This is a genomic window from Dyadobacter bucti (assembly GCF_005869225.1).
GTDB classification, from domain to species: domain Bacteria; phylum Bacteroidota; class Bacteroidia; order Cytophagales; family Spirosomataceae; genus Dyadobacter; species Dyadobacter bucti.
In genome coordinates this window covers 1-26046 of sequence record NZ_SWFP01000025.1, presented here as the reverse complement: position 1 = coordinate 26046, position 26046 = coordinate 1, and the positions used below count along the sequence as shown (strand labels likewise).

The window sequence follows — 26046 nt, the reverse complement described above, 5'->3', positions numbered from 1 at the left end:
AAACGTTGTTATCCCAGAATGCATCCGATCTGGACTTATTTATGAACAATGCTTTGCATAATTATTTGGCTAAGAGCAATGAATAATTTCAAACCGCTATTTTTCGTCCATTTGTAACGAGAACCTCAAATTCAAATTTCTTGTCGCCTAACACATTACTCGCATCATCGATTAAAGCCGAAGTCTTGTTAATTTCCCCACGTAGTTGGTCAGTGGGTACGCCCGACTCGATCAATTTGCGGATCAACAGCATTTGTTCTTCAATGGCGATAGTCAAATGAGGTGCAGTTGCCGTCAACTGCGCTTCAATGGGCTCGATCCCTTCCAGATATGCTGTAAGCGTTAGCTGGCGCGCCTCCTTTCTATTTTGTTGCTCGTAGGCCATAAGTGCCTGTTGTAAACTGCCCTTAGCCTGTTCTATATATGCATTCGGGCCATTTGGCGGGTTTTGCATACGTAGCGCTGCAATTTTCTGCTGACGCTCAGCAGGACTTCCCGAAAGTATTTTAATTAACTCATTATCAGAACTTGCAGCAATCGTTTCCAGTGGGATCCGCTCTTTCATTGAATGCAAAATTTGGTCTGCCTTTGCCGAATCCAACCCTGCTTGCCGCGCAGATAGCGATTTGAGATAAAAAGCAAGCTCCCAAATTTGATTCTCGTCAAGTACTTCTGAAAATCCCGTCATGGCTGTACCCTGCAAGCCAATACTGATTGTATTGAAGGCGGCCAGCGGTGAAACGGGCTGCATGGCTTTGGCATCTAAAAAATTGGTAGGCTCGGGATCAAGCCCTTTTGCTGCCGGCCCTTTTCCGTCGCCATGCTCCCCGTGGCAAGACACACAATAGGTTTTAAATAGCGCCTGGCCTGCTACCAGGCTTGGATAATGAGCTGGTAAGGGATCAAAGCCGGTAGCAGTAATAATTTCTGAGCGGACTTTTCTGGCAAGGGAATCTATTTCTGTAATGTCCGCCTTATCAACAATCCGTTTTTGTAATTGCTTGATTTGGGACAGTATGGGCTCTTTCGCTTGCTGCTGCTTAAATGCTGTTTCACTGCTTAATGTATAGACAGAAGCCCCGAAATCGATCATTTCAGCATATTCAGTCTCACTGATAATTTTACCGTTTTCCACTGCTCCGACATAATCACGGGCAATATAATCAAGCAGGTTCACCACAGTCTGAATCTTTTTATCCGGGCTGGCAGCCATCGCTAGCTGTGTAATGAGAAGATAAAAAACAATTAAAAAAAAGGAAGAGTAAAGTAGATTAAATCGCTTCATAATAAAGAACGCCGCTTTGTTAATTTGCAAAAGTAAACACATTATCTAGAGCCTATTTAAATAATGCTCTATTCAGCGACTAAAAGTTTCTGTGACTGGTAGTTAATTAATGGATTATCATAAATATTTAAAATTATTAGCTTGCTAAGAATGTACGTTATCAGTGCTACTTTAAAAATCCAGCTTTTCCAACACCATAATTAGGTAAACCATTTATTTGTCTCAACTGAATTGCCCATCTTAAAGAGATGGGCAATTCGAATAGGAAGAAATACTATGAAAGGCATTGTTATGCAAGCCAGAGTTTTCATGTTTCATGGACAAAAAGCATCTCATTCCCGTGTTTAACCAAGTAACCATCTTGTGATATTTAATACCTTAACTCAAATATTGAGCCACTATTGGTACCCTTCGTCCCACACCAAATGCCTTTCTGCTTATTCTTAGAATTGGACAAAATTGATTGCGTTTGTATTCCGCTGTGTTCACTAATTTTAGTATCCCTATTACGAGTTTTGTATCGTATCCCAAAGAATTGATATCTTTTGGGCCTTTACGTCTCTCTACGTACTCATATAACACTCGATCAAGTGTTTCATATTCTGGTAAGCTGTCAGTGTCCTTTTGTTCTGGTCTTAATTCCGCTGATGGAGGCTTATTGATGATGTTCTCAGGTATTATCTCTTTATTTTTGTTGATCTCTTTTGCTAAGGCAAAAATTTGTGTCTTGTACAAGTCACCTAATATGGATAAGCCGCCTGCCATATCCCCATACAGCGTTCCATAGCCTACTGCCAGCTCACTTTTGTTGGACGTATTTAAAAGAATGTAGCCGAATTTATTGGCTAATGCCATCAGCAAACTTCCCCTGACGCGGCTCTGGATGTTTTCTTCTGCAATGCCGAAGGGCAAGTTGTTGAAAATGGGATGGAGGGCGCTTAAGAACTGATCGTAAATGTCTTTTATTGGAACAATGTCATAGTGGTTACCTAAGTTTTTGCTCAACTGTTCGGCATCGCTGACAGAATGTGTGGATGAGTACTCGGAAGGCATGAGTAACACATGTACATTTTCCTTTCCCAATGCTTCTACTGCCAATGCCTGTACCACCGCGCTGTCAATGCCGCCACTTGCGCCCAAGGTTGCCTTTGAAAATCCCATCTTCTTAAAGTAATCCCTGATGCCCAAAAGCAATGCACTGTGTATTTGCGAAATATTTTTGTCGGTTGTCAGGTACTCAATGACTTTATTACTGTCTTTTAATCTTGCTACCCGTTCATCTATAAACTGGTACGCTTTTACTTCTTCCAACTTCCCACTTTCTAATTCCTGAGTTGTAATGGTGTCGTAATCTTCTTTAAAATATTTCAGTTCTTTACAAAGCCGCCCCGACTTGTCGAACACCAAACTGCCGCCATCAAAAATAATTTCTGTTTGTGCCCCTACCGTATTGCAATAAATCATGGGCAAATGATACCTTTTGATGTTTTCTAAAATAATTTCTTTTCTATCATCGTCATGGTCGTAGTCAAAAGGGGAAGCGGTTATATTAATTAAAATGGTAGGTTTTTCTTTTATCAACAAATCCATTGGTGAAATACGATACAGTGGATTGTCTGTTAAGTTCCAGATGTCTTCGCATATCGTTAGTGCAATTCGTTCCCCTTTAAATTCCACTATCTTCCATTCGTTTGATGGCTCGAAATAGCGATATTCATCAAAAACATCGTAGGTAGGAAGCAATGATTTATGCGCAACGCCTTTGACTTCGCTGTTGTAAAGGAAAATAGCAGAATTAAACAAGTCTTTTCCTTCGAGTACATCATTCCGTTGTGGGGAGCCGATGATAACACCAATGTCATTCGTGTGGGCTGCAATTATATCAATGCTTTCATAGCACTTGCTAATAAAATCGTCAAACTCCAAGAAATCTCTTGGTGGATAGCCGCAAACGGACAATTCAGAGAATACAATCAAATCCACTGCATCCGATTTAGCTCTTTCGATGGCAGAAATTATTTTTTCTATGTTGTGCTCAAAGTTGCCGATGTGGTAGTTCTGCTGTGTTATGGCTATTTTCATTTTTTTAAAATTTTCGGGGAAATGACAGCATTGAAATCATAAGATTGATTGCTTAACTCTTTCTACTTTCTTTTTTCGTTTCATTCGCTTCCTTCAGGATCTTATACCCACCCCATAGACTAATTAATACAACAATTACTCCCACCACCAAATCAGGAATGGAAGATTTGAAAAGCATTACTCCTAAACCGGATGCCACAATCCCAAGGTTTATCCACATATCATTGTCTGTGAAAATGATGGAAGCTTTTATGTGTACGCCGCCTTTCTGATCGGACTTCAACAGGCGCACAATCCAAAAATTACTCGCCGTATTAATCAGGGCAACAATAATCATGGCCCAACCGACCGGTTCAGAACCTTCAAGAAATTTCTTTGTCACATCCACTAAAAGAAGAATGCCTAAACCCATTAAAAAGATGCCTGAAAAAGTGGCGGCTCGCACTTTGGCGAGAATGCTTTTTCCAACAGCATATAGGCTTACCAGATAGACAGCCATATCGCCTGAACTATCTAGCGCCGTCCCTAATAAGCTGGAAGAACTAATAATGAATCCGACAATACCAGCTAGTGCTACCTGTGATAAATTAATCAGGATTACTTTGATTAGCAATTGCCTCTCTTCATTTTTGCCGAGATTTGAATCCAATTCTTCACCCATTGTATTTAATTAACTAGTTTAAATTTCTTGCGTTAGCTCCTGCCAATGTGAAGCAGGCCATGGATTATCGTATCTCGTTAATAAAAGAGAACCAAAAATCCTTCGCAAGTATGTTTATTGCAGCAGGTTAGATCTTTTTTCCTTGAATGCGGAAAGCATTTAAGATCGCTAGTAGCGCTACGCCGACATCAGCAAAAACCGCTTCCCATAAAGATGCAACCCCGCCTGCACCTAACAGAAGGACGATTGCCTTTACAGACATGGCAAGGATAATGTTTTGCCAAACAATAGAGCGCGTGATCTTACCAGCCCGGATGGCAGAAACAATCCTGGACGGCTGATCATTCTGGATGACCACATCCGCTGTTTCAATGGTCGCATCAGATCCCAGGCCGCCCATGGCAATGCCCGCATCGGCGAGGGCGACAACGGGTGCATCATTGACTCCGTCCCCGACAAAGGCCAAACGTTTACCGGCATCCTTGAAAGCCTGCACTTTCTCGACCTTCCCTTCTGGCAACAAATCCCCATATGCTTCATCGATGCCCAGTTCTTTGGCCACTTTCTGGGCGACAGCATTCTTGTCGCCAGAGAGCATTACGGTCTTGATTCCCAAAGCATGCATATCCTTGATAGCCTGCGCGGCATCCTCCTTGATTTCATCGGCAATGGTAATGTAGCCAGAATATTTGCCTTCAACTGCTACAACGACGATTGTTTCCTGGATCTGCTTGATATCATCAGGGTAAGAGATTGAAAATTTATCCAGTAGTTTTGGATTACCGGCTAGCAGCTCCCTGCCTGCAACCTTGCCTTTCAAGCCATGCCCTGCTATCTCTTCTACATCGGTAGGATCTTCCAATTTTTTACTTTGCTGGTACTCGATGACCGCCCTTGCCACCGGGTGCGTGGATACATTCTCCAAGGATGCGGTCAATCTTAGGAATTCTTCCTTGTCCATATCACTAACAACCTGCTGTACTTTGAATACCCCTTTGGTAAGCGTGCCCGTCTTGTCCATGACAATGGTATCCACCTTGGTCATCACATCCAGGAAGTTGGAGCCTTTAAACAAAATCCCATTCCGGGAAGCCAGGCCGATGCCCCCAAAGTAGCCCAGGGGAATAGAAATCGTCAGGGCGCATGGACAGGAAATAACCAGAAACACCATCCCGCGGTAAAGCCATTGATTGAACACATAGTCATCAACAAAAAAGTACGGTAGCACCGTAATAGCCAGCGCCAAAAAGAAAACAATAGGCGTATAAATCTTGGCAAACTTGCTGATAAAAAGCTGTGTCGGTGCTTTTCTGGCCGTGGCATCCTGCACCATTTCCAGTATCCTGGAAAGCTTCGAATCCTTAAAAGCAGTCGTCACTTTTAGCTCAATGGGCCTGTCCAGGTTGATCATTCCGGCAAGGACCGTGCTTCCCTTTTCTTTGGTATCCGGCTTGGACTCGCCTGTCAGCGCAGCAGTATTGAAACTAGCCGATTCCGTCAGCAATTCACTGTCAAGGGCAACTTTCTCACCTGGCTTGACCATGATGATATCGCCTATGGCAGCATCAGAGGGGTTAATAACCTTATTGCCCTCGCTTCTTTTGACTGTCACCTTATCGGGACGAACGTCCAGCAATGCTTTGATAGAACGTTTGGATCGGTTAACTGCCAGATCCTGAAAGAGCTCGCCCAGCTCGTAAAAGATCATCACCGCAACGCCTTCGGCAAACTCGCCAATATAGAACGCCCCCAGCGTGGCGGTTGTCATTAAAGTGAATTCGTTGAAAAAATCTGCACGTTTGACCCTTCTGAACGCAATTTGAATTGTTTTGTAGCCTGCCAACACATAGGCTGCCACCATTAACCCAATCTCGACGGGCTTTGCCACCGGGATTTGAAGGACTTTGCTTATTAACAGGAACCCCAGCAGGATTACAAGGCTCAGCCATAATGCCCACCGGCTTTTGATCAGGCTCTCGCTACCCCCTTGACCGCTATGATCGTGCCCGTCGCCTTCACCATGGCCATGGTCATCATCATCTTCCTGATCATGATCTTCCCCTTCCGCATGATCATGGCCTTCGTGTTGTTGTTTTTTCGCTAATTCTGTATCAATTGGATCTTGGCCTCCAAGCTGACTATTTTGGTTGTTTTCCATAATATAATCCGTTTTAAATTTCTATAATAATGTGTAATATGACTAGGCCAATGAGCGTAAGCCCGGTGATGAGCCTTTTAATGATTTTTAAACTATGAACGCTCTATTTTCAAGCAATGCACCTATATTCTTATACCAGACCTTACTGTGTGATTCTATTAAAACGGCTTCTTAATCCTGCTTACAGCCTTTCCTTTTACTTGGGAATCATATAACCCCGAAGAATGAATCAAAACAGATTCCAATACCTGAATGCTGTGGCTGATCGGGATAAGTTATCATTCGAGCTTTTGTAGTTTCTTTTTCCTGTTTACAATTTTGGAATCCAGGTCTTTACTATAAGCAAAATAGGTCCTCCACGCCTTGCCCACATACTTTTTATAGGCATATTGACAATTTCGTCATTTTCCAAAACGCTGTAAGACCGACGGTGATAAATCCGGTACACCGTCCCCTTTTTATCAATGTATCCCCATAAGGAATCCTTGAATATTTTCTGTTTGCTGCCGTCGTAATACCTGATCCGGACGTATTTCCCATACGGCTGGGGGGTGATTTTTCTGATTACAGTATCGCCTGTCGTGCGCTTGGATTCGTTGCTATACCTTAAAATGCGCTGCCCGGCGAGCACCAATGGTAAAAAGGCCATTAAAACGGTGAACCAAATAGTCCTCATACGAATGGAATAAATCAATCAGCTCACTATAACAGCTATCAGCATGTTGGCTATTGAACCACTATTTTTTTTGTCACGCTGCCGGTTTCACCCACAAATTCCAGTAAATACAATCCGGATGGCCAAAATGAGGAAGATATTTCCTTTTCGATATTTGCCATCACGGCAATATTTTCTGCCATAACGATACCCTTCACATTCACTATTTTTAATAACGAATTTTCAGATGAAACAACCTTGATGAATTGGCTGCCCGGATTGGGAAAAACGATTACCTGGTGTTCGCCTATCCCCGGTAAAGAATTTACTGGTAAGATGTTATTAAGTAATATAACTCCCCCTGCATTGGTGCCTATTGCAATGTCGGGCTTTCGGTCCCCATTATAATCGCCCGTATTGGCAAAAAGGTAATTTCCATAAAAAGGCGTCGTTGCCAAACCATTGTTTTCAATCAGCAGGCTTTCTCTCTGTGTCCACTGACCCCAAGGCGCACTATGAAAAATACGGATTGTCCCAGTATAGTCGGCAGTCATCAGATCTGCACGCCCATCCAGGTCAAAGTCCGCTACTGATACCTGGGTAAGACGTCCTTGAAAATTAAGTGCGACCCCTGCAAAAGAATCGGTTTGTAGTTTGAATTCAAACCTGCTCCTTGATCCGGTATTGATATAGTAAATAATATTTCCTTGTATTTTTCCAATTAAAAGGTCCAGATCGCCATCACCATCACCATCATAAAAAAAGGGGACATCCCCGATCTGTAAATCAATGGGCATGGCAAGCAAGATGGCGTCTTGTATGTTTAGAAGGGCCATTGCTGTCCTTCCCCGGTTGGGTATATACCTGAATTCGGGCTTTAAGCTGCCAGACGAAACCGATGAAAATCCCAGGTCTATGGTTCCGTCCCCATTGAAATCAGCCCATTGTGGCTTGATGTTATAGAGGGCGAAAGCTTCGCTTAACCCCAGATAGTTTTCAGACTCGACTTCGTAGATGGGTTCTTTGGAAGTGCCGCTGTTTTTTAACAACCACAAACTGCCACGAAAGCCAGACCCTGTCGGCTTCCCGCCTGTGCCTACAATCAAGTCAAGATCTCCGTCCCCGTCTATATCAAAAAAAGAGGGCGCCGCATTCTCCCCGACATCAATCATCTGGTCTTGCAAAAAGTTTTTTTGGACAAGCCTGAACTCTGGATTCAATGTATCACTGGTGTTTTTATAGAGCCAGTTAGAAGATTTAAAATCAGTCGAATTGTTGTCTGAGGACCCGGCATTGGTTGAGACTATAAGGTCTTTTAATCCATCGAAATCAACATCTTCCATATAGGCTGCCGGAAACATAGAAATGGAAACCGGATCGGCTGCGGGATAAGAATTGGTTGCCGATGTGTAGTTGGCAATAAGACCCGCTTTGGAGTTGCTGACAAAGGAAATATAATCACTGCTCACATGACCGATTAACAGATCTTTGGTACCATCCCCATTTAAGTCATTGACAAGGATGGAATTTCCCGCATGCATGATACGTCCCCCCGAATAATCCATCACTCCACAATCTGCTCCAAATACAAAGTCCAGATTGGTGTCCTTATGGAAATTTCCCCAACAATCACCATTCCGGAAATAGACAGGATCAGCCTGGGTACCCAGACTATCTGGCCTGCCAAAACGCTCCATGCTTAAATTCTGATGCAGCTCTATGAAAGTCCCTGAATAGTCAAAAGCAAGTACGTCCAGGTCTCCATCATCATCAATATCGACGATTGCGGGGATATCCTCACCGGAAACCTGTAAATTAAGATTGGAAGAAAAACCTTTGGTGCTTACCCCCTCCCTGGCTAACTGCCACGACCAGCCGCTTTGTGTTCTTAACTGCTTATACACGCTGATGCCCAAAGGTGAGCTGGTAAATAGATCTTTATGGCCGTCTTGATTATAATCTGCAAGCACCATCCAGTTGTACATGGAAGGGAATAATAATTCATAGGAAGGGGCATGTAAAAAAACCATAGCTGACGCGTCTGACGGGTTAGGTGCAGCAATAAATGTGGTCACTTTGCTATTGGTACGGTCAAATACCACCAGATCTTCCATGTCATCCTCATCAAGGTGCATTTTCGAAAATTGGGATGCATTCAGCCCGCCTGCCCAGGGATTTAACAGTTGGCGCCCCGTTACATTTACTTTTGTAGTAGTATCCGTTTTAAACCAGGATTGCTGCGCTTGACCAGTGGTTGAGATGGCTAAACAAAAGAGGATATATTTTATTTTCATGGCCAATAAGCATTATGTTAATCTCAGTGCCTGGTTAGGATAATAAGAATCATTTTTGCATCAGTCCTGAGACGATATTGATACTCAAAGCAACAATGACCGTATTGAATGCAAATGCCAGGACCCCGTGCATCAATGCTAATCTTCTGACCCGCTTAGAAGTAATCTGCACATCTGAAACCTGAAAGGTCATGCCGATCACAAAAGAGAAATAGGTGAAATCCAGGTAGTCGGGTTCTTTCTCATTTGGGAATTCGAGCCCACCTGGCTTCTGGTTTTTGCCTTTATGGTCATGCTCGATATTACAGTAATATAGATGGGCATACCTCAACGTAAATGTGGTATGTACCAGCCACCAGGAACTGATTACACTGCCCAGTGAAAGTAAAATATGGCCTGTAAGATCCGATTTTGACTGCTGACCAGAACCTTGTAAAAGAATCAAAATGGCAAACAGACTTACAAATGCGGCAGCAACAGCAAATAAGAAGATCAGCGTCCGGCTCGAATCCTGGGCATGGACTTCGTGTTTAACCTCGGCTGGATGGGATGATAAAATGGTTGTCCATGATAGTACCAGACTGGTAACACAATAAGCAAGCCAGGTAATCATGATGTGCACAGGTTTTGAAAATGTCCCCAATGCAAGAAAAAACACAATCAATCCAGCTGCCAGGGCTATGTATAATTTATGATGCGCATCCAGACGGTTTATGAATTTCATTGCAGTACAGCGGGTAAAAGATGGTATGAATTCAAAGCATCATTCCCAGGATCATAAAAATTAGAAAACCAGTAAAGAAGGAGGCCGTATAAAAAGCGGTTTCCCTTTCTTCATGGGCTTCCACAAGCAGCTCCTCAATAACCAGAAACAACAAAGCCGCCGACCCAAAAGAAAGTATCAACTCAAGCACGTTCTCAGAGGTATTGTGCAATAATAGCAGTCCCAGCGCTGCCCCTGAAATGAAAACCAAAGCCATCGCAAGCAGGGTAAGATGAATGAGTTTTTTAGAGGGCGATGATCCCGACAGAGATGTTACTGTGGCAATTCCAAGCGATAAACATTCCAGGGCAAGTGCAACCGCTAGCATTACCCCTTCCTTCTCCCCTGCGGCAAAGCCTATACCTAGCAGTATCCCGTCAATCAACAGATCAATACCCATCGCTATCAGTACCCCCCACGGCAACCCAATTGCCGTTTCCGATTTTTTCGAAGGCTGAATTTTTCCGGTAAAATATTTGATGAGCAGCATGGCTGCTACCCCGGACGAAAACCCGATGATAATTGATTTGGCATCGTGTATCTTGATCATATCCGGCAGAAGCTCTACGGCAACTACGGAAAACACGACCCCAGCCGCAAAATGAAGGATAACACTTTTCAATGCCGCACCTGGCGGCTTGAAGTAGGCGATCATTCCGCCGATATACCACAGCAGTACAGGTATTAAGGTAAAGACTATTTCTTTTGGAGAGATCATATCAGCGAATCGTCATCTTTACACAGCTACTTTTTACGGTTGGGACGTCCTTATTCATTTTTGTAAGCCAAAAGTCTTAGTGCATTAAAGACAACGATCAACGTCGATCCCTCATGGGCTATTACGGCAGGTCCAATGGAGGCAATGCCCAAAATGGTAAGCGGAATTAAGACCGCTACAACGCCCAAACTAATCCACAGGTTTTGTTTGATAATGCCCCTGGCTTTGCGGCTAAGGCCAATGGCAAAGGGAAGGCTTTCCAGCTTATCCCCCATCAGCGCAATATCGGCAGTTTCCAGCGCTACATCGGACCCTGCAGCACCCATGGCGATTCCAACGGTACTTTTGGCCATCGCCGGCGCGTCATTGACCCCGTCTCCAACCATGGCCACTTTTTTTTCTGATCCGGCCAGCTTGGCAACTGCTTCGACTTTATTTTCAGGCATCAGATTCCCCCAGGCATCTGTAATACCGATCTGTTTGGCGATCGCTTCTGCCACCTGTTGGTTGTCCCCGGTAAGCATCACCATTTTTGTGATGCCCAGCGTAGTCAGCTCGCTGAGCACATGTTGCGCTTCCTTACGGGGTACATCCATAAGGGAAAGTATTCCTATAAAATCGCTATCCCTTTTAACGAGCATTGATGTATGTCCACCCTGTTCAAGCTCTTCCACCTGGGCAAGAAAATCCTTGGGGATACCGCCTTGTTCTCCTTCAAACAAAGCCTTGTTTCCAATCCAAACCTGTTTGCCGTTTACTTCCGCTTTCACCCCGCGGCCAGTAACGGCCTGAACATTTCTGGCTTGGTCTGCCTGGATCCCTTTTATTTTTTCCTCAGCCCCCTTAACAATAGCTGCTGCCAGCGGGTGATCACTAAGCTTCTCTACGCCAATGGCAATTTTTAAAAGTTCTTCTTCGCTGATATTATTGAGCGGGATTACATTGGTCAATTTGGGTTTTCCCTCTGTGAGTGTACCGGTTTTATCAAAGGCTATCGCATTAAGCTCACCAAGGTCTTCAAGTGGGCCGCCTCCCTTGATGAGTACACCCCCACGGGCTGCACGGGCAATCCCGCTCAGAACAGCACTGGGAGTAGATATGGCAAGCGCGCAAGGGCTTGCTGCTACCAGCACCGACATGGCCCTGTAAAAGCTTTTGCTAAAAGGCTCGTCAATAACAAGGAATGCAAAACATAACAACGTGACAAGTACCAGGACAGCAGGTACAAAATACTTTTCAAACTTGTCTGTAAACAGCTGGGTAGGTGATTTTTGCTTTTCCGCTTCATTGACCATTTTCACCAGTCGGGAAATGGTCGAATCTTTGGCTTCCTTGATCACCTTTACTTCCAGCACTGACCCGCCGTTAATAGTTCCGGCGAAAACCCGGAACTGGGCTTCTATGTTTTTCTGTTGGCTATAATCTTTTTCTGGGTCGGCAACAGGCAATTTGTCCACAGGGACACTTTCTCCTGTAATCGGTGCCTGGTTGACACTTCCTTCCCCTTTAACGACCACCCCGTCTGCTGGGATCTTGCTATTGGGTTTGATAATGATCACATCTCCAAGTTTTAATTCTTCGATGCGGATCTCCTGCTGTTTGCCATCCCTTACAACCAGTGCTACCGAAGGGGCAAGACTAGTCAGGGCTTCAATAGATTTTCTGGCCTTGCCCATAGCAAAATGTTCGAGGGCATGGCCTAGACTGAACAGGAATAGCAAAAGGGCCCCTTCCGCCCATTCTCCCAGAATAGCGGCCCCAATGGCTGCTACCAGCATTAAAAAATCAATCTCAAAACCCCCTTTTGAAATCGTCTCAATAGCTTCCTTGGCGGTAAAAAACCCACCAAAGAAATAGGCAACCACATAAAATGCGATACTTACCCAGCCAGGGACTGCCTCAACAAAGGAAAGCCCAAAGCCGGTGCCCAGACAGGCCCCGCAGAGCAATGCGAAAATAAGCTCAGTATTTTTGCCAAATATTCCTCCGTGTTCATGGGTGTGCTCCTGATTTTCCCCGTCCTTGTGCCCTTCATGCTCATGGCCTTCATGGCCATGAGCATCACTTTCCTGGTTTGAATCAAGCTTATTGCCTTTCGGGCCAGCAGATTGGTTTTTCGCGTTATTATTGCCCTCTTTCATCCTTTAAAGATTTAAGTGTTGTGATCAATACACTATTAAAAATCTATTCTTCTTCCTCTGCATTTTTAAGTTTTGCAAGCAGCGCATAGGCCCCTTTCAAAACAATCTTCGCCGATTTTCCATCAAAACCTTCCTGGAACTTAACCTGCGAGTACCCGTTTTCTGACGCGCCCCTGACGACCTCTGTCATTTCGAACGCCATTTCAGTTCCAGCCGAATCCTTTACGGCAGCATTTTGGATAAATACGTAAGATTTACCCTCAAAATCGACAATAGCCTGCTCGGGAAGCGCAGTGACCGGATTGGCACCTGTTTCCACAATGGCTTTTACAAAGTTTTCGGGAAGAAGTCCTGGTTCTTCTTTGGTCAAATGGCAATGCACCCTGACTGTGCGGTCTTCGTTGATCTTTTGATTGATCAAATACACTTTGGCCCTATATTCTTTATCTGCATTATTGCTGACATTAAAATGGACCAGCTGGCCTAGCCTGATCTTTGGGATATCCTGTTCAAAAACAGAAAGCTCTACATGCAAGTGGTCTGTGTCAACGATTTCAAACATGACATCGGTCGGATTGACATATTTGCCAATATTGACATTTACAGTTGTAACCGACCCGCTGATCGGCGAATAAATAGAGGCGCTGTTAACGATCGTTCCGCTATTTAAAGTTTTTAGATTGATCCCGGCAGTTTTAAGCCTTTCTGTTAAACCCTCCAAACGCGCCTTCTGCGTTTTAACCTCAGAGCCGGCTTGTTGAAGGATTTTTTGGGCATTGATATTTTCCTTGCTAAGCTCTGTTTGACGGTTGAATTCAAGCTGCGCATATTCAAGCTTGCTCTGTGTTTCCAGATAATCCTGCTGTATCTGGATAAAATCCGGGTTTTCAATGGTGGCCAGTAACTGTCCCTTTTTTACTTTCATTCCTTGCAATAGCTCGGTCTTGCGGACAAAGCCCCCCATTGGTGCTGATATGCTGACCAGATTTTGGGGTGGAATGTCAATTTTACCGTTGGCCGTAACCACTTCGCTGATGTTACGGGTTGTTGTCGTGCCGATTTCTACCCCGGCAGTTTCATACTGCGCTTTTGTCAGCGTTACCGTGCTGGTCTCTGCCGGATTTTCTTCTTCTTTTGGCTCCTGCTGAGTGGTTTCAGCTTTTTGCTCCTCAGATTTGCCACAGGACGATAAAGCTGCCAGAAGAAATAAAACGCCTATGATATTTTTCATTTTAATTACCATTTCTATATAAACCATGATTTACGATCTCTAATTATTGCACTGATTTTATTGTCTGTTCAACAGGAACTCAATCTCTATAACTGACTGGTTATAAGAATCCAAAAGGTTCAGATACGTGGATTTGATGTTCAAGGCCCGGCTTAGTGCTTGGGCGAATTCCACATAGCCGATATCCCCGCCTTCATAGGCCCTGGTTGCATTGTTGCGGATCACGTCAGCCAAAACCAATGTGTTCCGCTCATATAAGTCAAGGCTTTGATTTGCGCTTTGATAAGTCTGTATGGCCTGCTGGAGCGCACTGGTCAACTGTAAGCTGGTCAGATCAAGCTGGTTCTGGCTTACTTTTTCATTAAGCTCGGAAGCTTTGATGCGTGCACGGGAAGCCCCGTTGAAAATCGGTATGGAAACCCCAAATTGAAAGGCGTGAAAACGTTTCCCGCCCCCATAATAAACATCATTCCCGTTGACTGTCTGTGTTCCAATCAAGGACTGGTTGGAATAACCGATATTGAAATCCGGCAGAAGGCTTGTACGCTGGAATGCGGTTGTACGCTGATCAATAATGATCTGCTGCTGCAAAAATTTCAGATACGGATTGCTGTTGATCCCCGAAGTATCCAGTGTCAGACCGGCCAGGGTTCGCCTAGTGAGCGTGTCTACATCGGGTTGAACAGCGTCAGAACTAAAAATCAGGGTCTGCAGCTGTTTTTGCAGGTTTAGCTTATCCCCCTGGTTTTGTATAATGCGGGACTCGATATCGCCAAGTTCGCTCTGGGCAACCGAAGATTCAAGCTGATTCGCCTCCCCGGTTTTAAATCGCAGCGCTGCGGCTTTCACAAAGCGCTGCGCGCGAGATCTTTCCTGCAAAAGAAGGTCGCGCTGCTTTTCAATCAGTAACAAACTGTAATAGGTACTTTTAACCTGGCGGACCAGTTCGTTTTTTGTTACTTCCAGCCTGGTCTGGAAACCGTTTACCTGCTCGGACAATAAGGCCCGTCGTTTGGCCGTCACCCCTGGATGGGGAAGTGTCTGGTTTAAATTAAACTGATTATCAAATTTCCTGCTGTTATACTGCCCGCCAGTCCATGAAACATCTGTTTTAGCAAGGTCCCGGGCCGTTCCAAGCAATGCCTTTTGGGCATCAATCTGGTAAACACCTGATTTTATTTCAAGGTTTTTAACGGACGCTTCCTCGATAGCTGTGGACAACGAAATCTTTCTTGCCGATCCGGTGGAATCCTGTGCCTTGGCTGATGGTGCGCATATACTGGCCACTGCCGCTAAAAGAATCAATGAGACGGGCTTGATCAAGGCAGTTTTACCAAACCGTTTTTCAAAAATCAGGTAAAGTACCGGCAACACAAGCAAAGTCAAAAGGGTTGCTGAAACCAATCCTCCAATTACTACCGTGGCAAGTGGGCGTTGGACTTCCGCTCCCGAACTGGAAGAAAGTGCCATAGGCAGAAAACCAAGTGATGCTACCAGTGCAGTCATCAATACCGGGCGCAGCCTGGTTTCAGTGCCCTGGAAGATGACCTTTCGAAGATCTGTTTCCCCTTCCTTCCTTAAAAAATTAAACTCACCGATCAGTACAATCCCGTTCAATACCGCAACGCCGAAAAGGGCAATAAAGCCAATACCTGCTGAAATACTGAAAGGCATGTCCCTAAGCCATAGCGCAAATATCCCTCCAATCGCAGAAAGTGGGATGGCTGTCAAAATAAGAAGGCTTTGTCTTAGGGAATTGAAAGTAAAGAACAGCAGCACAAAAATCAGTAACAAGGCGATTGGAACAGCAATGCTTAGCCGCGTGCTTGCTTCCTGCAGATTCTGGAACTGCCCCCCATATGTTGCGTAGTAGCCCGTTGGAAGCTTTAACTGGCTGTCGACCTTGGCCTGGATTTCCTTTACAATACTTTCCACATCCCGGCCGCGCACATTAAAGGCGATCGTGATCCTGCGCTTTGCATCCTCACGCTGGATCTGATTTGCGCCGTTTTTCATTTCCACGGTCGCTACCTGGTCTAATGGCACCTGCTGGCCTGTTGGGGAAGTAATAAATAAGGCGCTGACATCATCCAATGTACGGCGGCTCGCATTATTGAGCCTTACTACCAGGTCAAACCTTCTTTCCCCTTCATATACCAACCCTGCGCTGCTTCCGGCAAAAGCGGTGTTCAGTGTCCGGTTGGCATCTTCGATGGTAATACCAAATTTGGACAAACGGTCCCTGTCAAAACCGACCACGATCTGTGGAAGCCCGCTTACCGCTTCTACATATAAATCTTCTGCCCCTTCCACAGTACTGACCAGTTTTCCAAGTTTAGCTGCCTGCTCGGCCAGTACATCCAGGTCTTCTCCAAAAATCTTGATGGCAACATCCTGTTTAACCCCGGTCATTAGCTCGTTAAAGCGCATTTGGATGGGCTGCTGAAATCCGAATGTAACCCCAGGAATAGTCTCGGTAAGGGTTGCCTGCATTTTCTCTGCCAGCTCCTCCCTGCCAGCCGCCTTGGTCCACTCCGATCTTTCCTTTAAAATGACCATCACATCCGCTGCCTCTACCGGCATAGGATCTGTCGGAATTTCAGAAGAACCTATCTTTCCCACTACTTCCACCACCTCGTCAGGAAAATTTTTCCTGAGTACACCCGCGGCTTTCTGGGCAGCGTCTACGGTTTCAGAAAGCGAACTTCCGGTCAGAACGCGCATTTCAATGGCAAAATCACCTTCGTCAAGCTGCGGGATAAACTCACCGCCCATATTTAAAAAGATCCAAAGGCTGATCCCAAAAAGGCCAAACGCACTTGCTACAATAATAAACCTCTGACGCAGGGCAAAAGCCAGCGCAGGCACATATAACCTATGGAAAAAAGCAATGATCTTATCAGAAATGTTTGCCTTATGCTCATTCTTTTTGCTTAGGAACAGCGCCGAAACCATCGGGACATAAGTCAGCGATAGTATAAATGCGCCCAGGATCGCAAAACTTACGGTCTGCGCCATGGGCCGGAACATTTTACCTTCTATGCCCACCAGTGCCAGGATTGGCAGGTAAACAATCAAAATAATAATTTCACCGAATGCTGCAGAATTCCTGATCTTGGAGGCAGACTCGTAAACTTCCCGGTCCATTTCGTCCTGTGAAAGCCGGTGGGTGTATTTCTTTCCTACAATATGGTGAAGCGTTGCTTCCACAATGATCACCGCCCCGTCAACGATAAGCCCAAAGTCAATCGCACCCAAACTCATCAAATTACCGGAAACACCAAAAAGGTTCATCATACTGACAGCAAACAGCATTGCTAGCGGGATAACCGATGCTACAACGAGCCCTGCCCTGAGGTTTCCCAAAAGAAGGATAAGTACAAAAATGACGATCAAAGCACCTTCTATCAGGTTTTTTGAAACGGTATGAATCGCGTTGTTAACCAATTTGGTACGGTCAAGGAATGGCTCAATGACCACACCTTCGGGCAGCGATTTGCGGATCTGCTCTACCCGTTCCTTTACATTGCCTATTACCTTGGAAGAGTTCGCCCCTTTCAGCATCAGCACAAGCCCACCTACTACTTCGCCTTCGTCGTTTCGGGTCATCGCCCCATAGCGCACAGCGCTACCAAATTGCACAGTGGCAATATCCCGGACTAAAACAGGAAGGCCGTTGGATGTGGTTTTAACCTGGATCTTTTCAATGTCCTTTAGGCTTCCGATAAGCCCTTCACTTCTGATAAAATAGGCATTGGGTTTTTTGTCAATGTACGCCCCTCCGGTATTCTGGTTATTCTGTTCAAGAGCAGCAAAGATTTCGGCCATAGAAATCTGGGCACTTCTTAATTTAAATGGGTCAATGGCAATTTCATATTGCTTCAAAAACCCTCCAAAACTGCTCACATCGGCCACACCCTCAGTGCCAAGCAATTGCCTGCGCACGATCCAGTCCTGGATGCTTCTAAGCTCCATAGGAGGGTATTTTTTTTCAAAACCCTTTTTTGTGTGCAGCACATACTGGTAGATTTCGCCCAGGCCCGTTGAAACCGGGCCCAGTTCGGGCGAACCCACACCGGGCGGTATCTGTTCAACCGCCGTTTGCAGGCGCTCGGAAACCTGTTGACGGGCCCAATATACGTCAATGTCATCTTTAAAAACGATGGTGACCACTGAAAGGCCAAACCTTGAAATAGAACGGATTTCTTCGGTGCCCGGGATCGTAGCCATCGCTGTCTCTACTGGGAAAGTAACCAGCCTTTCCACTTCCTGGGCTGCCAGCGATGGGCTGGCGGTAATAACTTGTACCTGGTTGTTTGTAATGTCAGGAACCGCATCAATAGGTAACTGGGTCAATGAATACCCTCCCCAAATAATTAAGGCAAGGGTAAGAATCCCAATAATCAGCTTATTGTGAATTGAAAAATGAATGATTTTATCTAACATTAGATATCAGCTTACGTGTATGGATGAGCTTACGACGACGGCCAGGATAATGGCCGCATCGCAGAAGCAAGTCTAGTAATACAGGTAGGCTAAGCGCGTGGCGGCTGCCAGATAGAAGTTAGATCGCCGCTATGGGAACGGCTAAGGTAGGCAAAAGTGATTTCCTTGAAAAAGCTAAAAGCCGCTTTTGCAGGCAAAATAGCAACGGGCTGTGTTATTAAAACACTCGCGCAGCAGGTACAGGTACAAAATGGCGTACAAAGATCTATGTCAGCTGCTTGCTGACGCGTTTGACCCGCTTTAATCACATTTACGCTTGTGCCATATGCTTCTACCGACACTGTGTCCGTGCAGGGAATGCAGGAAAGTGCAGTTGTGTAAATGGCCAGCATGATTAAAACAATACGAATCATGGCGCAAAGATAATTTAAATGAAAGTGCAACAGGTAGGCAAAAATGAAATAATTTTTCTATGATATTTGTGATTTAGAATATAATTGCTATCGGCAATACGGCATTTTCAGACTAACAATGAAGAGCAGAAAGGTCATCCCCAATAAGGGCAATCGTTTGAAACCGAAACGATCGCCATACAGTGGATTTATGAAAACTTCGAAACCAGCTAAACCCAGGACTTTTATGATGATCATATATTATTTCATCGCCGCGTTGATGTTGGCAGCTATTTTTTTCAGATTGAGACACTACTTCGTGGCGCACTGGAAATGATACTAGTGGGCAATGATAAAAGCTCAATTTAATCAGACAACCAATTAATAATGAACCAGATTATTCTGGGCAGCATAGCCCTGAGCGTTATTCATGCAATGATTCCTAGCCACTGGCTTCCCTTCGTCACGATCGGGAAAGCTCAGGGCTGGGGCTTTCGCAATATCCTGCGAACTACGCTGCTGGCCGGAGCTGCACATACCCTAAGCACTACTATCTTTGGTCTTTTGGCGAGCTTTGCTGGTTTCCAGTTAGCAGAAGATCAACATGTTATTTCACACAGAGTAGTTCCGCTTCTTCTTTTTATATTGGGGATATGGTTTATCATGCAACATATAAGGGGAGATGGGCACAGCCATATCAATGAAAAAATGGTAAAAGGAAAAACCTACAAACAGTTGGTCTTTTCACTGGTCATCATGATGTTTCTGTCACCCTGTTTTGAAATCAGCGCTTATTTTTTAAGTGCCGGTACAATCGGTTGGATGGCAGTAGCATCCATCATTTTTATTTATAACCTTCTTACCATTACTGGTATGCTAATAATGGTTATGCTGGCAAACCATGGGATAAATCGATTAAACATTCACTGGCTGCAACATAATGAGCAGCTAATAACCGGCCTGACATTATTTTGTCTGGCCATTTTCAACTTTTTTATTGATTGATAGACATGACAACAATCCTATACTCAAATACCCAATATCAGCAACTACCAGTTCATATCTTTTTCCCACCATCATAGGCCAAGCCTGCACCGCTTCCCGCGAAGGCCATATTACTGGTGCGGTTCAATCTTCGATACTAATGCCAAACTATACCATGCCCTTGGCGACAAGCATGGTAAAAAAAGCTGTGTTAGGCAACAAAACAGCTGGCCACTGAAGCAGTATGCACAAATACAAATAGGAAATAAAGATTGACAATGCCTGATCCTGATCTGCCTAGTGCAGATCGTAGATGCAGTGCCTTATACGTAGGACGCAGTAATCATCCTGCATGGAATGCAGGAAGTACCATTGTGTAAAAAGCTAATATGTAAAAAGCTAATCTCATAAACTGAAAAGTCAGCTCAATTAAAGTGCAACAGGTAAGCAAAACAGTTTACTTGCCAACCAACGTAATTTTAATCGTTAGGCTTATGCTTATGAGGCTTCAAGGGAGGGTTATATTTTGGCTGGTTATCTGGCGCGACTCTCCGCCTTCTATCTAAACTTCCATCCTCTTTCTTGGGTTTTGGGCCGGGTTTAATAGCTTGAATTTCCATTATCAATGTTGCTGGTTAATATTTTTCCACTATTAGATGACAATAATCCGCACAGTATACTAGGCTTAGTAATTCAAATAATATCTTTTTATGTAAAAAACTGAAAGTTAAAGGTTTAACACGAAAAATCATTCTCGCTTCAAAATCTTTTGACGTTTTTGTATTTTATCAATATTTAATATAATTATTATAAATAATCCTTTTAACTATTTGCAGGATTCATTGAGACAACTATATAATCAAGTGTAAATCATTGTTGATTCTCGTATAGGTCGCATTGATATCAGGTGCTGTCCGGATTTTCTGCAACGGCTGGCCCACACTTGTTTGCTCCCGAAGTATATCCTGAAATTCCGATGTGTTCCCTTCGGCCACAATCCCGCAGAACTCACCGGCCCGGAAACCTAGCACCTGGGAAGGCGTTAGCCGCTCGCGTTGCTGGATTGTGGTGCTCTGCCCATAACTGTTCCTGTCATTTGACCGGCTCTTGTTGCTGCCAGTGTATTCAACATCCATTTTGCCAAACAACTTACTAATCCGTTCAGCTGTGGCTATGTTGGTACTACGTCCGTAGAACTGGGTTCCCAAGTTGGATATGATCATTTCGGTTTCTTCCCGCCCGATCATGCCTTGCATTTGGGCAATGTCCTGAACGCTGTAAACTGTGGCAATTTTGTTGCTGCGGGCTGTGCTGGGGATCTGCTGAAAGTTGGGAATAAACAGTGTCGGCGCTTCATCCAGAAGGATAATGGATTTTTCTTTCCCCTGCTGGTTCATTTGCTTGGCAGCCATGCTGACAATCAACGAAATCACAGGGCTTAACGTAGCAGATAACGTAGGGTCATTTCCGACCGTCAAAATACCCGGGTTTTCCGGGTTGTTCAGATCAAGCGGTACTTCGTCGCCGGACAGCACCCAGAATATTTCCGGGGTAGCCAAAGTTGAAAGATAGTTCTGTATGGATGCGAACACACCTGCCAGCTGGTTCTCGCTCTCCGAGCCACTGGCCACACTGGCAATGATCGCTTTGACTTGCAGATCTTGCTGAAAAAGCCGGATCAGCTCTTTCGGCTCGTGCTTTAACACCAGCGCGATCACATGCGGTAACGTACAATACTGTGGGTGATTATTGCGTAAATACCAGATTGCTGACGTCAGGATGGCCTCACTAGACTGGATCCAGAAATCCCGCTTTTGTGAAGCCTTGAAGTCAATGTTGGAAAGGATCGTTTTCGCTGCTTCCCTGGCGTAGCTGGCATTGGTGATCACCTTTGGGCTGACAGGGTTGATTTGATGGCTGTAAGCCAGGTCTGTGAAATTGACAAACCATGTCTTGACTTGGCTACCCTGATAAGCGCCGTTTACTTCGGAGGCCAGGACCGGGAACTTAAAGTCATAGACCAGGCCGGTAAACCCGTTCTGTCCGGATTGCTGGATAATGGGCTCAATGATGCTCTTGCTCTTTCCGGATCCAGCCCCGCCACAAATAAAGATCCCGCGTGTCGGGTTATCGATTTCAATAGTGCTTCCCCCTGACGTTTGCAACACAAAACCGTTACCTGGCCTGCGTGCTGCCGGTGCAGTAGTGACTGCCTTCTTTTTTCCCCTGAAATTAATATAGGAAGTAAAGGCCACAAAGGCCCCGGCAGTCCCTTGCATGGTCAATCTTAAAAAACTGCTGTCTGTGACCGTATCCGTCAGCAGTGTGGCCAAAATAACACCCAACACCTGGCAAGGCAACAGTGCTAGCATAAACCGGATCTGTGGTTTGTTCCAAAGGATATCCTGGCGGAAAAGTGTATCGTCTGAGATAAAGACACCCCGGTAAAAGAACCGTGTTATAAAGCCTAAACCGACTTTATAAAGCAGTACTAACAACCAGTGAAGTGCAAGCCCCATAAAAAAGGGGACCACCAGAAAGAAAAAGACATTCGCCATTAAAGATTGATTTAGTGAATGGATAGTAATATCAGGTTAGCATGCCCGCCAGGTGCAGCATCTCTCCCATTTGTTCTGCACACCTGCTTTAACAGTTTGGCAAGATATAAAGCGCATTTTAAAAGCCCATCCCGCGGCTACGTTTCTGCTTGTGCTCCGGTTCCGGTCTGACTTGCTGCGACTGCTCTTTTCTAACTTCCAGGTTCTTGTCCAGCCTGGCCTGCAATTGCTTGGCCGTAAAGCCTACATCCTGCCCTTTGATCGGAACACCCTGATAACTGTAACTCGAGTATTTAAGCTTCCCTTCTTCCACTTTGTATTTACACTCAACCCCTTTTTCTTTCAGCCGCCGCTCCATATCTTCCGGGGTATCAGATTCCTCTTTCAGAGCAGCCTTTATTGCCATGTTAACTACCTTTTGCGCTTCCTCCTGGTTGACCGCCACATGCCGGAGTTTTCCTTCTTCCAGTTTTTCCAGCTTTGAAAAGCCCAGCTCCTGGGTAATCTCTTTACAGATCCGCACATTGCGTGCATAATTGTGCGAAGTTTCCAGCGCTTTGCTCCCATCGGTCGGCACACGGTTGATGTAAACATGGATATGCTGATGTGGTTTGTCGTGGTGCTCATAAACGGCAATCTGATGATCTTTCGGGTCTGCCCCCATCTTCTGACAATACCGGTTGGCCGTCTCTATCATCTGCTCTCGTGTGGGTTTCTCTTCCGGCTTCCAGCTGATAGAAGAATGCCACACCGGTGTCTTGCACCGGCTGTAAGATGCCTCCTGCTGCATCTCGGCGGCAATGCCTTCCGGGTCACGCGAAACCACGTTGTGCGTAACCAGCAGATCTGCTTTGCCCATGATCTCTTTGCCTTCAACTGTGTAGCCCGCCCCGTAATGGATCGCGCCGGAAAAGCTCGATCCAATTGATGTTTTGGCAATCATGATTTTAGTATTTTTTTAAGTTGCTCCAAAACTTCAAGCAAAGGCTTCTCATAAAAAAAACCTTTGTTGGCATACGCCGCCAGCTGGTTCAGATTAGTGCCAATGCCTTGTAGATTGCGCTTTTCCTCCTTCTCAAATCGCGCCTGCACCTGGTGGCCAGTGCTCAGCCGACGCAGGTATTCTGATACGCTCAGGCCGGCCAGGATCGCGTTGGCCTTGATCTGTGCATGCTCCTGTTCAGTGACCCGGATAGGTATCATTTTACCCTTGTTTTCCCGCCTGGCTGCTCCGGCCTTGCGGGCCTCGTAATGTGGATTCTTCTCATTGTCTTCCATAGCCTAAAATATAAAAAGCTGTCCGTGACAGTGGGGTTTGGGGCAGCGCCCCGGCAAGTCAAGGGAGGCACGACCGGTGTGTTTGGAGATGCAAATTTGAAGCGAAGCGGATAATTTGTATATACAAACACATGGCTTGCTTTACCCTGACACAAACAACAAACGCACGAATATAAGCGCTAGCTTTACCCTGACACAAACAACAAACGCACGAATATAAGCGCTAGTAACCCTCTTTATACTTTTTTCTCTATTATTTATTGAATATTAGATATTTCTGTTCTATTTTCGTTTTATAGTTGTTTAAAAAATGTCTTTGTTGTCCTATGGATAAGAAGTATGTCTTACAGGCATTTGAAATGAAGCTGAAAGGTCGCTTTGATCTGCTGGCCAGGTACTATGGTGATTACCTCTTTGACATTCCCGCTCAAATCATGATCCGCCAGGTAAAAGATGAGCTCGATATTGACATCACAGAGGATGCCATCTATAACCTGAAAAGGAGACGTAAAACCAAGCAGGCCGCCCAGCTCGCTCCGCTGGTAGTTGCACAAGGCTCGCCAGTCAGCAAACCCTCGGACCCAGCGGCCCTCCCTCCTGCCCTGCCTGAACAGGATTTGGGTATAATCGTTGAAAAAGCTACAAAAGAACCAAAAGGGAAGAAAGATCCGGGAATGGATTTTACTGATTTCTAATATTGTACTTTATTAATAATCAATAACTATTAGCATGAAGCAAATTAATTTGGTATTACAGTCAAAAGGGGGCGTAGGGAAATCTCTGTTTATATGGTTTGTAGCACAAAACCAGAAAGAACAGAAAACAAATTTTATTGACCTGGACGAGTCTACCGGCACATCCATTGGGCGTCTGGGCGCGGTAGTCGGCAAAGATCGTGTCCGGAGTTTCTCGATACTCAATGAGTACAAGAAAATGGAACGGGATGTGATCATGGATCTGCTCGAAAAGCTGGCCAAAGGAAAATCTGAAAATTATTACATTGATTTCGGTGCACCTGAATCGGCTGAATTCTTACGCTTGTTGCAAGAAGACGCACTCGCTGATGAACTGCGCCGAGAACTCGCAGATATGGATACTATGCTGCGTTTGTTTGTCATCGTTGCAGGACGTGATGCCCTGGCTTCCTGCGTAAATTATTACAACGCGGTGTCTGCTGGAATTGCCGGGCAATTTCCTATAACAATGGTGGTCAATATGGGCACTTTCGGCGGTAAAGAAACAGCTGAAAAGGCGGTTGAAAAACTTAAAGAGCTTGGGATAGATTGCAAACAATTTGGTGACCTGGGTAGTGGTGGTGCTGTTAAGGAAATAATAGACCTTATCAGCCAGCCTGATCCGGACCCGGCATCCCTGGGTATGATGTCCAGGATCATGTACCGTAAAAAACAGCAGGAAATACAGGAAATTATTAGCTGATGGAAAAACATACAAACCTCGCTGCGGAACGCCACAGGCTGGCACTCCGCTTTAACTTATCAGAATCAGCAATCGAGCCCGAGATCGTACCACTGATGCTCGCTGTCGAGAAATCCGTTGACAAGATTGAACAGGCTGCTGCGAAAGTGAATGAAACCATCAAGCCGGTTACTTATAACAACCACTATGGGCATAACGCTTCTGCCTGGACAATATGGTGGGGGAATCTGTCTACCGGCATCGGTCAGAACATCGTGGCCGTAAGCCTGATCTTTTCCGCTTTTCTTTTGTGCTGCCTGGCCGCCTTTATGATAAAAGATGCCATGACTGATCAGGAGAAGATAGAGCTGGCCGAAAAAAGGTGGAATTATATTAATAGGCAGTTTGTCCGTGGTGAAAATGGAAATTTCTATATTCCAAAAGAAAACTACCAGGTTACACCAGATAAAAAAGGCATTAGGCTTACTGACAAGGAGTTCTAATACTACTTTAAAGGCTGATGGGAATGTTATGTACTGGCCTGGAAAATTATGATGTCCAATCTAATTCTTAGCCTCGAAAATGCAGTCTATCATGTCCTGCACAGTACTAAGGATTAGATTAAAAAGATTGTACATAAAGTACCGTGGCCCCTATTAGGATGCTTGAATGGCACTTTTTACAAGAATTAACTTTTGGCAAAAAATCTTGTAGGCCTATCTACAGCACTTTAATGGTAGAATCTTGATAACATCTTCAAACATGGCGCTGAGATTTGAATACAGCTGATATAAGCCCGGTAATTTAGCTACGCGAAACCCGCGGTACTTTGGTTCTAACTTTAATTTAACCCAAGATTGGGGTAAACTAAAGAAAGGGAGAAAAACCGTCACGACTTTCGTGTAGCATTTTTACTTGGCATGAGTCCGGAATATTGAATTCTAAGGCGTTAGGTTCAAATCCATAATCGAGCCCAAATCAAAC

The 26046-nt window shown here is 44.9% G+C and carries 19 protein-coding genes; 4 read left to right on the top strand and 15 right to left on the bottom strand.

What is annotated here, in order from left to right; translation table 11 throughout:
- Window positions 1–88: 88 nt before the first annotated feature.
- From FBF61_RS33910 to FBF61_RS33855, 12 genes are all read right to left on the bottom strand, one after another.
- The gene (locus FBF61_RS33910) at window positions 89–1327 is read right to left on the bottom strand and encodes a c-type cytochrome (protein WP_138485429.1); all 1239 of its coding nucleotides are present in this window, start codon (window positions 1325–1327) and stop codon (window positions 89–91) included.
- Between the two features lie 336 nt (window positions 1328–1663).
- Complete coding sequence (locus FBF61_RS33905) at window positions 1664–3367, bottom strand: NAD+ synthase (RefSeq protein ID WP_138485428.1); 1704 nt, start codon at window positions 3365–3367, stop codon at window positions 1664–1666.
- 52 nt (window positions 3368–3419) lie between these two features.
- Window positions 3420–4028, bottom strand: a complete 609-nt coding sequence (locus FBF61_RS33900; RefSeq protein ID WP_138485427.1) for a cation efflux transmembrane domain-containing protein — start codon at window positions 4026–4028, stop codon at window positions 3420–3422.
- 127 nt (window positions 4029–4155) lie between these two features.
- Entirely contained in the window at window positions 4156–6186 is a 2031-nt protein-coding gene (locus tag FBF61_RS33895; RefSeq protein ID WP_138485426.1) for a heavy metal translocating P-type ATPase, read from the bottom strand.
- A gap of 310 nt (window positions 6187–6496) precedes the next feature.
- Window positions 6497–6862: a hypothetical protein gene (locus tag FBF61_RS33890; protein WP_138485425.1), complete on the bottom strand. Its 366-nt coding sequence runs from the start codon at window positions 6860–6862 to the stop codon at window positions 6497–6499.
- A 50-nt stretch (window positions 6863–6912) separates the two neighbouring features.
- Window positions 6913–9135: a T9SS type A sorting domain-containing protein gene (locus tag FBF61_RS33885; protein ID WP_138485424.1), complete on the bottom strand. Its 2223-nt coding sequence runs from the start codon at window positions 9133–9135 to the stop codon at window positions 6913–6915.
- 49 nt (window positions 9136–9184) lie between these two features.
- Window positions 9185–9859 carry a DUF1345 domain-containing protein gene (locus FBF61_RS33880; RefSeq protein WP_138485423.1) on the bottom strand — a complete coding sequence of 225 codons (675 nt, stop codon included), beginning with the start codon at window positions 9857–9859 and terminating at the stop codon, window positions 9185–9187.
- A gap of 31 nt (window positions 9860–9890) precedes the next feature.
- A complete protein-coding gene (locus FBF61_RS33875) occupies window positions 9891–10616 on the bottom strand; it encodes a ZIP family metal transporter (protein ID WP_138485422.1) in 726 nt (241 codons plus the stop codon).
- A 50-nt stretch (window positions 10617–10666) separates the two neighbouring features.
- On the bottom strand, window positions 10667–12757 hold the full coding sequence (locus tag FBF61_RS33870; protein ID WP_138485421.1) for a heavy metal translocating P-type ATPase: 2091 nt from the start codon (window positions 12755–12757) through the stop codon (window positions 10667–10669).
- A 43-nt stretch (window positions 12758–12800) separates the two neighbouring features.
- Window positions 12801–13988: an efflux RND transporter periplasmic adaptor subunit gene (locus FBF61_RS33865; RefSeq protein WP_138485420.1), complete on the bottom strand. Its 1188-nt coding sequence runs from the start codon at window positions 13986–13988 to the stop codon at window positions 12801–12803.
- 57 nt (window positions 13989–14045) lie between these two features.
- Window positions 14046–18434, bottom strand: coding sequence for a CusA/CzcA family heavy metal efflux RND transporter (locus FBF61_RS33860; protein ID WP_138485419.1), 4389 nt, complete (start codon window positions 18432–18434; stop codon window positions 14046–14048).
- A gap of 89 nt (window positions 18435–18523) precedes the next feature.
- Entirely contained in the window at window positions 18524–18847 is a 324-nt protein-coding gene (locus FBF61_RS33855) for a DUF6660 family protein (RefSeq protein WP_138485418.1), read from the bottom strand.
- Between the two features lie 366 nt (window positions 18848–19213).
- On the opposite strand from FBF61_RS33855, the gene FBF61_RS33850 reads away from it, so the two are divergent.
- Window positions 19214–19831 (top strand): hypothetical protein, encoded by a 618-nt coding sequence (locus FBF61_RS33850; protein WP_138485417.1) that lies wholly within the window; start codon window positions 19214–19216, stop codon window positions 19829–19831.
- An 830-nt stretch (window positions 19832–20661) separates the two neighbouring features.
- On the opposite strand, the gene FBF61_RS33845 is transcribed toward FBF61_RS33850, so the two are convergent.
- The 3 genes from FBF61_RS33845 to FBF61_RS33835 form a co-directional block, all read right to left on the bottom strand.
- The gene (locus FBF61_RS33845; protein WP_138485416.1) at window positions 20662–22368 is read right to left on the bottom strand and encodes a type IV secretory system conjugative DNA transfer family protein; all 1707 of its coding nucleotides are present in this window, start codon (window positions 22366–22368) and stop codon (window positions 20662–20664) included.
- 118 nt (window positions 22369–22486) lie between these two features.
- The gene (locus FBF61_RS33840) at window positions 22487–23311 is read right to left on the bottom strand and encodes a relaxase/mobilization nuclease domain-containing protein (RefSeq protein ID WP_138485415.1); all 825 of its coding nucleotides are present in this window, start codon (window positions 23309–23311) and stop codon (window positions 22487–22489) included.
- The gene (locus tag FBF61_RS33835; RefSeq protein ID WP_138485414.1) at window positions 23308–23646 is read right to left on the bottom strand and encodes a type II TA system antitoxin, ParD family; all 339 of its coding nucleotides are present in this window, start codon (window positions 23644–23646) and stop codon (window positions 23308–23310) included. Before FBF61_RS33835 ends, FBF61_RS33840 begins: the two co-directional genes overlap by 4 nt.
- Before the next feature lie 326 nt (window positions 23647–23972).
- Between FBF61_RS33835 and FBF61_RS33830 the strand changes: the two genes are divergently transcribed.
- The 3 genes from FBF61_RS33830 to FBF61_RS33820 are packed head-to-tail and all read left to right on the top strand — an operon-like array spanning window position 23973 to window position 25565.
- Window positions 23973–24341, top strand: a complete 369-nt coding sequence (locus FBF61_RS33830; protein WP_138485413.1) for a hypothetical protein — start codon at window positions 23973–23975, stop codon at window positions 24339–24341.
- A gap of 34 nt (window positions 24342–24375) precedes the next feature.
- Window positions 24376–25083: a P-loop NTPase family protein gene (locus tag FBF61_RS33825; RefSeq protein ID WP_138485412.1), complete on the top strand. Its 708-nt coding sequence runs from the start codon at window positions 24376–24378 to the stop codon at window positions 25081–25083.
- Window positions 25083–25565, top strand: a complete 483-nt coding sequence (locus tag FBF61_RS33820; protein WP_138485411.1) for a hypothetical protein — start codon at window positions 25083–25085, stop codon at window positions 25563–25565. Before FBF61_RS33825 ends, FBF61_RS33820 begins: the two co-directional genes overlap by 1 nt.
- The last annotated feature ends 481 nt before the right edge of the window (window positions 25566–26046 follow it).